The organism is Vibrio sp. VGrn 2, assembly GCF_009361695.1.
Taxonomy (GTDB): Bacteria; Pseudomonadota; Gammaproteobacteria; order Enterobacterales; family Vibrionaceae; genus Vibrio; species Vibrio diabolicus.
Genome location: NZ_RBWD01000013.1, coordinates 104,150 through 116,492, shown reverse-complemented (window position 1 = coordinate 116,492; position 12,343 = coordinate 104,150). Strand labels below are relative to the sequence as shown.

The following is a 12,343-nucleotide window of genomic DNA, read 5'->3' as shown; positions in this document are numbered from 1 at the left end:
ACGACTAAACGTCAGCAGCCTGCTTGTTCACAAGAGACTGCATTACGGTCTCTTTATTGTTTAGGTAATCATCTAAGCCAGCTTTGCGCAAATCGCACGATGGGCACTCACCGCAACCATCACCAATGACCCCGTTGTAGCAGGTCAACGTATTTTCACGAACCAGTTGCAACGCGTCATATTGATCAGCTAACGCCCACGTTTCTGCTTTATTTAGCCACATTAACGGTGTTTTGATCGTCAGGTTACGGTCCATCCCTTTCACCAAAGCCGTGTTCATTGCTTTCACAAAATCGTCACGACAATCTGGATAACCGCTAAAGTCAGTTTCACACACGCCAGTAATTACGGTTTCAGCCCCAATTTGGTAGACGTAGATTCCTGCGAGCGTTAAAAATAGAATGTTACGGCCAGGAACAAAAGAGTTTGGTAGGCCGTTTTCTTGCAATTCGTGTGAGACAGGGATGTCATCACGCGTGAGAGAGCTAATCGCAAGTTCGTTTAAAAGGCCAACATCCATCACTTTATGCGCTTTGACGCCAAGATCCTTTGCGATCTTTTGTGCCACTTCTATCTCTAACTTGTGGCGCTGACCATAATCAAAAGTAATGGCATGAACTTCATCAAACTCTTTAAGTGCTTGAACCAGACAAGTCGTGGAATCCTGACCACCACTAAAAACAACAACGGCTTTTTTCATTTCTCTCTCCGCTCTTAAGCAATACTTAGATATTTATGAGTTTGAACAGACAAGCGCCAATTGCGAGCAATGCACGTTTCAATACACAATTGCGTTGCACGAGGCTTTTGGCTAATAGGCTGCAATGCAATGACAGTCTCAACCGCGACATTCGCATTTGCCAATAGCTCATCAAGGTGGTCGATGTCTTTTTGCGTACCAACTGGGTGCTTAATCTCATTCGCACGCTCTAACGCGCTATTGAGAACTGGCAGTTTACCCTTCATCGCCACTTTTGGTGACACGGTCACCCATGTATTTTCTGACGTGATGACTTCTGATGTGCCACTCGTTTCGATTTGGCATTGGCAACCCATATCCTCAAACGCCTTTGTTAAAGGGCGTAGATCATAAATACAAGGCTCCCCACCAGTAATCACGATATGTTTAGCATTAAAGCCTTGCAGTTGATATTGCTCTACGATGTTCTCGGCAGATGCGACGCACCATGTCGGAGAATCTTCCGTCTTCACCAAAATATCACCAATTTGACGTTGGTCATTTTCATCTGCATACCACGTTTGTTTGGTATCGCACCATGAGCAACCAACCGGACACTCTTGAAGGCGAACAAAAACAGCAGGAACTCCAGTGAAAACCCCTTCCCCTTGGATGGTTTCAAACATCTCATTTAGCTTATACAACGTAGAACTCACTCAACTCATAATACTTCGAGGCGAAGACCTTAATGGACACACGTGTCTAGGTCAATTTAAACCAAAAATTAATTGTTAAAATAGACCATTTTGTAGTTTCATAGTCGCGGTGAGCGTAGGTTTCTGGTTAGCGTTATACCAAACCTTATTCACTTACAGTTCCCAAAAACTTTAAGGTAAGAAATGATGTATAAACTGATCGCATTAGATATGGATGGCACACTGCTCAATAGTGATAAAGCAATATCTGAAGAAAACAAACAAGCGATCGCAAAAGCTCGCGAAGCAGGCGTTACTGTCGTTCTCGCTTCTGGTCGCCCATTAGAAGGAATGCAAGGCAAGCTCGACGAATTGAATATCCATTCCGATAAAGATTTTGTCCTTTTCTACAATGGCTCTATGGTTAAGAACGTAGGAACAAATGAGATCATCCACCAGCAAATCATTGATGGTAAGGCAGCTAAATTAGTCGCTCGTAAAGCGAAAGAATTAGGCGCTTATGTGCACGCATTCAGCCAAGTACATGGCTTGATCACCAATGAGAAAAACCCATACACTGACATAGAAGCCAACATTAATGGCTTAAATGTAACAGAGATTAATTTTGAATCGCTAGAAGATGATCATCCAATCATCAAAGCAATGATGGTTGCCGAGCCAAGTAAGTTAACTGAGGTCATCGCTGCGCTTCCGTCTGAAATGCGTGACGAGTTTACGGTGGTTCAAAGCGCCCCGTTCTTCCTGGAATTTCTTAACCCAGCGAGCAACAAAGGTATTGGTGTTGCTGCAATTGCTGAGTATCTAGGTATTCAACCGGAAGAAGTGATCTGTATGGGTGATGCTGAAAATGACCACCACATGCTGAAGTACGCTGGCCTTGGTATCGCGATGGCAAATGCGATGGAAGAGACCAAACAAATCGCTGATTACATTACGGCAAGTAATGATGAACACGGTGTAGCTAAAGCGATTGAAAAATTCGTCCTTAACACTTAATTCTCTCCGCCGCTATGGCGTCAACGTTATTACCTTTAACTCAGCCATGGCGTCAGATATACGCAAAGCCACATTGTTGAGCTACTCAACGTACAAAAAAGCCTTGCTGTAAAGCAAGGCTTTCTTTTTACTCGCATGCCTGAGAAAGAAAACATACAACCATCAATCTAACACTGTTTCTCTCTGTTGCTTTTCATGAATCAGCTTTCTTGCAAGCAAGATAAACAGCAACATCAACAATGGATAATGCAACGTCGACAATACCAATGACCACAAACCACTAAACGAGACAACAGAGCTTGAGTATAAATAAAGTTGCTCAACGAATACCAACGCAAGCGTTACAAAAATCATCTGACGAGAATCCAAATGCACTTTTGACTCTCTAAACGTCATAACCAACGCTGATGCCGTAATTAAAATAGCTAACCAGCGGCCAAACACAGGTAATGGCCAGATAACAGAGATAACCGCCGTTACCGCAGTCATAATGAACCAGACGCCTTTTGAGCTCAGCACTTGATCAACATTCACGTCTTGATTTGTTTCCAATCGCAGAACATGCCAGGCCACCAAGCTTCCTAACAGCGCACCAAATAACATATCTAAGAAAAAGGCGCTACCAAGGAAAAACTTACATAACATAATAGTAAGCGTGATGAGCATCATGACAACGGTTGTACCATTCAAACCGAAATAATGCGTTCTCTGAAATAAAAAGGTTAAAACACAAAACCAAACGGCAATAGGCAAACTTGGAAAACTAAATCCAAAGCTGTGTGTTAACTCCATCATTGGTATATAGACATGCGGGCGAGGAAGCGCAAAGCCCTGTTGAGCTACAAGTACCATCAGGGACGTCGCGCTAATAGCGAAAAAGAGTCGGAATACAAATCGACTGCCAAAACGCATCATTACTAACGGAAATAGAAAAAGCAGTATCGTAGGTTCTGTCAGTTCTATAACAAGATTTGAGATCTGATTCGCTACCTCGAAACTCGTTTCTGATAAAGCCCCTACCCAGCTTTGTAAGTCTTTCATCCACCTCAATTCAATCTGACGAAATGAAGGCGCGGATTCGATCAGCTGAGTCACATAAGATGCGGACTGCTGAGTAGCTTGTTCAAAAAACTGAATGGCTTGTGGCCATTGAGCGGGATAGCGGTACAAAAATGATGGCAGCTCGGATGGTCCAAGTAACATTGCAGATGCGATTTCTACCCCGTAGTGAGGAGCAAACCAAATAGGTAACTCATTCCCACCTAAGGAATTGTTCATCGAAAAAGCAATAATCTCAGAATCTGATATGCAATCGTAATAAACTGCGGTGTCAGTTCTGCCAAGTTCCTCCCCAACCGTGACCACTAAACCCGTTTCTTCCCACGTTTCTCTTTGCGCAGCAACTTGGGGGGATTCTCCATCAATAATTGTCCCACCAGGTAGAGAAATCTTATCCGTCAATATTTCATGAACTAGCACTAACTTGTCGTCAGCACGAACAACGCAGAGCGCCCCTTTTACTTCGCTCGCGGCAGCTTTAGCCGTAGAGATTGGTGAAACAGGTAACAAAATAAAACAAAGGATGAGTAATAACAGCTGTCTCAACACAAAATATGACCTTAAGTAAACATTATGATAACCAATGAATAATGGCAGTTAATCTTATCTTTTTCGATAAAAATTAAGTAACGAGTTATGCCAAACAACGTTGATCGAATAAAGCATGATCTTGAAGCTCATTGGAGAGTAATTTAATGCAAACCTGACAAAAATCAGACAAAACATGAAATGTTGATCGCAATTCTGCCAGTTATATGAAGGTAGCGTCAGGATAAAGTCATACACATTTTATGGGTTCTCAAAGTTGGAACAATAAAAAAGGGCTTATTATTCGAAAACAATAAACCCTGCTTATGATAACTATGCGCTGCTCGTTGAAACCAAGAATGAATTCTACCTCAAGTCACCAACGAATCAGCTTTTGAATGCTTGATGGTTAGTTAGACTTGCAATGTGCGTCGCGAACTTCTTGCCAAACACCCCAAGGTCCAGAGTCTGCTGGGTTATCGCCTTGAGTCCACCACTGCGCCTGCCACACTTTGCCATTCCAAGTAACGTTATCCCCTTTGAGATACACCGTACTCGCTTGCCATTCTGCTGCGCAGTTATCTGTTGGAGGCGTTGTCACTGTTTTCGCTTGAGCCGACACTAGCGCCTGATATTGTGTACTGGTCTTATCAACGTTGAAGTTCAAAGCAACTCTTGCTTCTCCCGCCTGAGCTGCTCCAAATTCGACATCGACACGACAGCTTGCATTCATTGCTAACGTCGCCTGAGAACACTGATCATTAGCAATAACGGCAGCATCAGCAACGCCAGAAGCAAGCGCGCGAACGTTTTCTACAGTGAACGTCGTGTTACCTGAATTTTTGATAACAAAACTATGTTGCTGCAACTCGCCAACATTAAATGATACCAATGTCTGTTCGGTGGTATACCCAACAGAAACATTCTCTTTCGGAGGTGTAGTCTTGCCAATGACACCATTAACAAAATTACGCATGGCGGCGATATCGCTATAAACACCATACATAACCGGACGAGCACAACCTATCCCCCAACTTACCACACCAAGTTGAGTAATTACGCCACCACGATTAATAACGATTGGGCCACCGCTATCTCCCTGACAGGAATCTATCCCACCTTGAGGAATTCCCGCGCAGAAAGACACCTCTCCAACGGTTGTGTAATTACCACCAGCTTGACGACAAGTCGAGTCCGACACGAGCGGAACGTCAACCTCTTGCAATCGAGATGGAGAGCTTCCTCCTTCAGAGGTTCTCCCTAAACCTGAGACTGTAAGCCAATCTCCGATGCTGGCGTATTGCGTTAGACTGCCATCGGCAATTTCAACCGCAGTAACACCTTGAGGTACAGAGTCTAACTTTAAGACTGCGAGATCATGAGAAAGCGTTGCTCGGCGATATGCCGGGTGCATGTGGATTTCACTGACGTTAGCTCGAACACCGTCAGTGCCATTGTAAACGACGCCACCGATTTTAACCGCAATCTGATTCGGTGAATCACCCTCGACACAGTGGGCCGCAGTCAGGACGTAGCCATTCCCAATATAACTGGCACCACAATATGATCGGTTACCATAACGGCTGACAATTTGGGTGTAGAATCTCCACTCACTAGGATCAGCAGTGATGCCGCCTACGATCTGGGGTTGTATAGTGTGATTTTGTGTCTGTGACAAATCATCAGCACTTGCGAACATTGGCAAAACAGCCAACGCAAGTAACGATTTTGTTAGTTTCAAAATATTGTCCTCTTGTTTTTGTAAGCACGATCCTCGTGCTACTAATAAACAAGCAGACAAAAACGCCAATACCAATGTGGGCGCATATTAATTTACTAACATTGCGAGCAACTTATAGAGAAAAGTCTATTGACGAACTGAATGATTTCAATTCGCTAGAATGTGTATCACAATATTAAAATTAAGCATGGTCATTAGCTCAACGGCTTTCTTAGATAGTGAATATGGTGTGCAAACCCTTGTTTTTCATACAAAGAGACTGCACCTTGGTTAAAGTGCCATACTTCAACAAACATCTGTTTTGCACCGTAATCAGAGAACGTTAACTCAATTTTGTTAATCAATGCCTGAGCCGTGCCTTGTTTCCGAAACTCAGGTAACACATAGAGCTCATCCACACTTCCCATCATAACCGGCTGACTGACGGTAGAAACAAGTTCACAGAAATGACCAGAGATAAAACCAATAATTTCATCTCCTTGTTTTGCTACATAAACAAGACATTCAGGATCATCAATGTATCGAGCAATACTTTTTTCTTGCTCTATCTCCTCTGCAGTTTTGAACAGCTCAGGAGATTGAAGATGATGCTCATCATGCAGCTCAAACATAAGGTCGTTGAGCGACTCAAGGTCGCTAAAACACGCAGATTTAATTACAAACGTGGTCATACAAAGGGTCACTAAAAATTGAATGGCTGTAGTTTGTGAGGAAAATGCTGTATTGGCAAGTCACAAAATTGCCTGCACGAGACGTTTACGCGATCTACAAGCAAAAAAGCCCCTGCACTTAATAAACGTACAGAGGCAGAACCAACCTACAGAGTTCGAGGATCAGGGGTTAGTTAGAATTGAGTTTTAATTAGCGTCTTAACACTCGTTCAATTTCGTTCAAGCTACTTGGGTCATCAATCGTTGACGGAACGGTGTATTTTTCACCATCGGCTATTTGACGTATGGTTCGGCGCAGAATTTTACCCGAACGTGTTTTCGGTAAGCGATCTACAACCAATGCATGCTTAAAGCAGGCAACTGCACCGATCTCACTACGTACCTTGCCAACAAGCTCACCTTCAAGATCAAGCTCGTCCACTTTGACACCATCTTTAAGTACCACAAAGCCAAGTGGGAGTTGCCCTTTCAGATCATCGTGAATACCCACCACTGCACATTCCGCAATCGCCGGATGACCACCGACAATTTCTTCCATTTCGCCTGTCGATAAACGATGCCCCGCGACATTAATCACGTCATCAATACGTCCCATAATGAACAGGTAACCGTCTTCATCCAAATAGCCACCATCACCTGACACATAGTAGCCAGGGAATTGGCTGAGGTAACCGGTTTCAAAACGGTCATGGTTACGCCAAACCGTTGGCAGACAACTCGGTGGCAGCGGACGTTTTAATGCGACAAAGCCTTGTTGGTTAGGCCCGACCGACTCTCCAAGTTCATTCAGAATCTCGACCTGATAACCCGGAATTGGCTTCGTCGAAGAACCCGCTTTAACTGGCATCATTTCAACACCTGTTGGGTTGCCCGCGATAGCCCAACCCGTTTCCGTTTGCCACCAGTGGTCAATAACGGGTTTGTCTGCTTTGCTCTGAACCCATTCCAGTGTTGGAGGGTCAAGGCGTTCTCCTGCCATAAAGATGGTTTTCAATTTAGAGAGATCATACTGTTTTAAAAACTCACCTTCTGGGTCTTCTTTCTTGATCGCACGGAACGCTGTCGGGGCAGAGAACAACGCATCTACTTTGTATTCGTCACACACTCGCCAGAATGCACCAGGATCCGGTGTTCGGACGGGCTTGCCTTCGAATAAGATTGTTGTGCAACCGTGAATCAGTGGCGCGTAAACAATGTAAGAGTGCCCTACTACCCAGCCAACATCAGATGCCGCCCAAAATACGCCATCTTGAGGAATGTTGTAGATTGCGCTCATAGAGTACTTCATCGCGACGGCATGGCCACCGTTGTCACGCACAACGCCTTTTGGCTTACCTGTCGTACCCGAAGTATAAAGAATGTAGAGTGGATCGGTTGCCAACACCGGAACACAACCGTGTGGCAACGCTTGGTTGTACTCTTGCTGCCAATCCAGATCTCTTTCTTGGTTTAGATCGGCTTCGCACTCAGGACGCTGGAATATAAATACTTTTTCAGGCTTCCATCGGCTGTCCATAATGGCCTTGTCTACCATTGGCTTATATGGAATAACTTTGTTGATCTCAATACCACATGACGCCGTCATGATGACTTTCGGCTCTGCATCTTCAATTCGTACAGCAAGTTCATTAGGTGCAAAACCACCGAATACAACGGAGTGAATCGCCCCCAAACGCGCACAGGCTAGCATCGCCATTGCGGCTTCTGGAATCATCGGCATGTAAATAACGACTCGGTCGCCTTTTTCAACGCCTTGAGCAGACAGCATGCCGGCAATTTTTGCCACTTGGTCACGCAGGTCACTATAGGTATACGTTGTTTTATTGCCGGTTACTGGCGAGTCATAAATGAGTGCCGTATTATCACCGCGTCCTTGCTCGCAATGGTAATCCAATGCTAACCAGCACGTATTCATTACACCATCTGGAAACCAACGTTCTATGCCGTTTTCATCAGATTTCAAGATAGTTTTAGGAGATTCGAACCAATCGATATTCTCCGCTTGAGCGCGCCAAAAACTCTCCGGTTCATTCTTCGCCCATAAGTATTCTTTTTCGTATGAAGACATATTGCTTCCTCCAGTATGTCCTGACATTGCTCTCGTTCTATTCAAAGACCGTTCTTTTCACTCAAAGACATCAGAGGGTACACGCACAAATCCCTCCATTAGTATTCTCGCACTTCGGCTCATGATGGCTTTTTGCACCACCCAGCCCTGCCCAGTTTGCTTCGCTTGTGCTCCAACTTTTAACGTTCCTGAGGGGTGGCCAAAAGTCACTAACTCTTTTTCACCGCCACCAGCAGCCAAGTTAACCAACGAACCCGGTACACACGCCGCTGAAGCGATAGCAACAGCTGCTGTTCCCATCATTGCATGGTGAAGTTTGCCCATCGACAACGCACGAACCAACACATCAATTTCCGACTCATTTACCGCTTTGCCACTTGAAGACAGGTAACGTTTCGGTTTAGAAACAAACGCAATTTTCGGTGTGTGCTGGCGTGTTTGAGCTTCTTCTAAATCAGAAATCAGGCCCATTTTTAACGCGCCATATGCACGGATAGATTCGAACATCGCCAATGCGGTATCATCGTTGTTGATGTCATCTTGCAGCTCGGTGCCCTGATATCCTATCGATTCAGCATCAATAAAAATGGTTGGAATGCCCGCATTTATAAATGTGGCGTTAAACGTACCTAAGTCCGGTACCACTAAATCATCGACTAAGTTGCCTGTTGGGAACATGCTGCCCTCGCCATCAGATGGGTCAACGAAATCGACTTGAATCTCAGCGGCTGGAAACGTCACGCCATCAAGCTCAAACTCGCCGGTTTCTTGGACGAAACCATTAACAATTGGAACGTGAATCAAGATGGTTTTGCTGATGTTCACCTGCCAAACACGCACCGTCACAATGCCATTTTCTGGAATGCGATCTTGTGGAATCAGCCCAGCATGAATGGCGAAAGGACCGACAGCGGCAGACAAGTTGCCGCAGTTACCACTCCAATCGACGAATGGTTTGTCGATCGACACTTGTCCAAACAAGTAGTCAACATCGTGATCGGCTCGGCTACTGCGAGAAACAATTACTGTTTTACTGGTGCTTGACGTCGCACCACCCATGCCATCAATTTGCTTTGCGTACGGATCTGGGCTGCCGATAACACGCAACAAGAGTTTGTCACGAGCTTCGCCTGCCACTTGCGCTTCTTGTGGCAAATCGTCGAGGTTGAAAAAGACCCCTTTACTTGTACCGCCACGCATGTACGTCGCCGGCACTTTGATTTGGCTCATTTGATTCGGAGTTTTGCTTTCCATAACCGCTCCTTATTGCGCCAAGAAATCTTGCGCGAAACGCTGCAAAACACCGCCTGCGTTGTACACGTGAACTTCGTCAGCGGTATCTAGGCGACAAGTAACCGGAACATCGACTTTATCGCCGTTGCTACGCGTAATAACCAAGGCTAAATCAGCGCCCGGTTTAATCTCACCAACTACGTCGTAAAGTTCCGTCCCGTCCAGTTCTAGCGTATTGCGGTTTACACCTAGCTTGAATTGCAATGGCAGCACGCCCATGCCAACCAAGTTAGTGCGGTGAATACGCTCAAAGCCCTCGGCAACGATGGCTTCTACGCCCGCCAGTCGAACACCTTTTGCTGCCCAGTCACGAGATGAACCCTGACCGTAATCCGCGCCGGCGACAACAATCAATGGTTGTTTACGATTCATGTAGGTTTCAATCGCTTCCCACATGCGTACAACCTGGCCTTCTGGTTCGATTCGCGCTAGAGAACCCTGAACCACTTCACCGTTCTCTTTCACCATTTCGTTAAATAGTTTCGGGTTAGCAAAGGTCGCACGTTGCGCCGTTAAGTGATCGCCACGGTGAGTCGCATAAGAGTTGAAATCTTCTTCTGGCACACCCATTTTCGCTAAGTATTCACCTGCTGCACTGCTCGCCATAATCGCGTTGGATGGTGACAGGTGGTCAGTCGTGATGTTGTCGCCCAGAATCGCTAATGGACGCATGCCAGACAGTGTTCTTTCACCCGCCAGCGCACCTTCCCAGTAAGGTGGACGGCGAATGTAGGTACTCATCGGACGCCAGTCGTAAAGCGGACTAGAGCTTTTCTCTGCGTCATCCAGCTTAAACATCTGAATGTAAACTTGCTTAAACTGCTCAGGTTTAACATGATTACCGACAACAGCATCGATCTCTTCGTCACTTGGCCACAAATCATTTAAGTAAATTGGTTTACCGTTTTGGTCAATACCCAGAGCATCGCGCTCGATATCAAAACGAATGGTACCTGCTAACGCATAAGCAACAACCAATGGTGGTGATGCAAGGAAAGCTTGTTTTGCGTAAGGGTGGATTCGGCCATCGAAGTTGCGGTTACCAGACAGAACGGCTGTCGCATATAAATCGCGATCAATGATCTCTTGCTGGATTTTTGGATCCAACGCGCCACTCATGCCGTTACAAGTGGTACATGCGTAACCGACGATACCAAAGCCAAGCTTTTCTAACTCTGGTAATAAGCCCGCTTCTTCCAGGTAAAGACGCGCTACCTTAGAACCCGGAGCAAAAGACGACTTCACCCAAGGTTTACGTACAAGGCCGAGCTCGTTGGCTTTCTTCGCGACAAGGCCTGCGGCAACCACGTTTCTAGGGTTACTGGTGTTAGTACAAGATGTTATCGCAGCGATGATAACTGCACCATCTGGTAACTCGCCTTCTTTCTCTTCCCACGCACCAGAAATGCCACGCTGCGCCAACTCAGATGTTGGTAAACGGCGGTGAGGGTTTGACGGGCCGGCCATGTTACGACTTACTGATGATAAATCGAATTCCAGTACACGCTCATAAACGGCAGTATCTAGATCGTCAGCCCAAAGACCGGTTTGTTTTGCGTATTTCTCAACTAAGTTAACTTGCTGTTCATCACGACCAGTCAGTTTTAAGTAGTTGATGGTCTGCTCATCAATATAAAACATGCCAGCTGTCGCGCCGTATTCTGGTGTCATATTGGAGATGGTTGCACGGTCACCAATTGTTAGGTCGCGAGCACCTTCACCAAAGAATTCAAGATATGAAGAAACAACCCGCTCATTACGCAAGAACTCGGTAATTGCCAGAACGATATCCGTTGCGGTAATACCCGGTTGACGTTTACCCGTTAGTTTTACACCGACAATATCAGGTAAACGCATCATTGATGGTCGGCCTAGCATTACGGTTTCAGCTTCCAGACCACCAACACCGATCGCGATAACGCCCAATGCATCAACATGAGGCGTGTGACTGTCCGTACCCACACAGGTATCTGGGTAGGCAATACCCTGTTTCGCTTGCACCACAGGAGACATTTTCTCCAAGTTGATTTGGTGCATAATGCCGTTACCCGCAGGAATCACGCTTACGTTCTCAAACGCTGTTTTACACCACTCGATAAAGTGGAATCGGTCTTCATTACGGCGCTCTTCAATCGCGCGGTTTTTGTCGAAGGCGTCAGGGTCAAAGCCCGCATGCTCAACCGCTAAAGAGTGGTCAACGATCAGTTGAGTCTCAACCACAGGGTTCACTTTTGCAGGGTCGCCGCCCTGATCCGAAATGGCATCGCGCAGACCCGCTAAATCGACTAGAGCAGTCTGACCAAGAATGTCATGACAAACAACGCGCGCTGGATACCAAGGAAAATCAAGATCACGTTTACGTTCAATTAACTGTTTCAGGCTATCCGTCAATGTGTTCGGATCACAGCGACGGACCAGTTGCTCAGCTAGCACGCGGGAGGTGTAAGGGAGTTTTTCATAGGCTCCAGGAGAAATGGCATTGACGGCTTCGCGTGCATCAAAGTAATCCAGTTGAGTTCCCGGAAGCGGCTTACGGTATTGGGTATTAATATTTGTGTTCATGGTTTGCTTCCATTCAGTCTGTACATCTTG

General features: G+C 45.8%; 9 protein-coding genes. 1 reads left to right on the top strand and 8 read right to left on the bottom strand.

Annotated elements, in window-relative coordinates:
* Nucleotides 1–4: 4 nt before the first annotated feature.
* On the bottom strand, nucleotides 5–700 hold the full coding sequence (gene queC / locus D8S93_RS19525) for a 7-cyano-7-deazaguanine synthase QueC (RefSeq protein ID WP_152814954.1): 696 nt from the start codon (nucleotides 698–700) through the stop codon (nucleotides 5–7).
* 14 nt (nucleotides 701–714) lie between these two features.
* Nucleotides 715–1,365 carry a 7-carboxy-7-deazaguanine synthase QueE gene (gene queE, locus D8S93_RS19520; RefSeq protein ID WP_041852955.1) on the bottom strand — a complete coding sequence of 217 codons (651 nt, stop codon included), beginning with the start codon at nucleotides 1,363–1,365 and terminating at the stop codon, nucleotides 715–717.
* Between the two features lie 216 nt (nucleotides 1,366–1,581).
* Between queE and D8S93_RS19515 the strand changes: the two genes are divergently transcribed.
* Nucleotides 1,582–2,391 (top strand): Cof-type HAD-IIB family hydrolase, encoded by an 810-nt coding sequence (locus D8S93_RS19515; protein ID WP_152814992.1) that lies wholly within the window; start codon nucleotides 1,582–1,584, stop codon nucleotides 2,389–2,391.
* Between the two features lie 162 nt (nucleotides 2,392–2,553).
* Here D8S93_RS19515 and D8S93_RS19510 read toward each other — a convergent pair whose 3' ends face one another.
* The 6 genes from D8S93_RS19510 to acnD form a co-directional block, all read right to left on the bottom strand.
* Nucleotides 2,554–3,999 carry a bifunctional NUDIX hydrolase/phosphatase PAP2 family protein gene (locus D8S93_RS19510; protein ID WP_319803044.1) on the bottom strand — a complete coding sequence of 482 codons (1,446 nt, stop codon included), beginning with the start codon at nucleotides 3,997–3,999 and terminating at the stop codon, nucleotides 2,554–2,556.
* A gap of 388 nt (nucleotides 4,000–4,387) precedes the next feature.
* Entirely contained in the window at nucleotides 4,388–5,719 is a 1,332-nt protein-coding gene (locus tag D8S93_RS19505; RefSeq protein ID WP_152814951.1) for a trypsin-like serine protease, read from the bottom strand.
* Nucleotides 5,720–5,913: 194 nt separating this feature from the next.
* The gene (locus D8S93_RS19500; protein WP_053807459.1) at nucleotides 5,914–6,390 is read right to left on the bottom strand and encodes a GNAT family N-acetyltransferase; all 477 of its coding nucleotides are present in this window, start codon (nucleotides 6,388–6,390) and stop codon (nucleotides 5,914–5,916) included.
* Nucleotides 6,391–6,580: 190 nt separating this feature from the next.
* Complete coding sequence (locus D8S93_RS19495) at nucleotides 6,581–8,458, bottom strand: propionyl-CoA synthetase (RefSeq protein WP_065646440.1); 1,878 nt, start codon at nucleotides 8,456–8,458, stop codon at nucleotides 6,581–6,583.
* 57 nt (nucleotides 8,459–8,515) lie between these two features.
* Entirely contained in the window at nucleotides 8,516–9,712 is a 1,197-nt protein-coding gene (gene prpF / locus D8S93_RS19490) for a 2-methylaconitate cis-trans isomerase PrpF (RefSeq protein WP_152814949.1), read from the bottom strand.
* A gap of 9 nt (nucleotides 9,713–9,721) precedes the next feature.
* Nucleotides 9,722–12,313, bottom strand: coding sequence for a Fe/S-dependent 2-methylisocitrate dehydratase AcnD (gene acnD / locus D8S93_RS19485; protein ID WP_152814946.1), 2,592 nt, complete (start codon nucleotides 12,311–12,313; stop codon nucleotides 9,722–9,724).
* Between the last annotated feature and the right edge of the window lie 30 nt (nucleotides 12,314–12,343).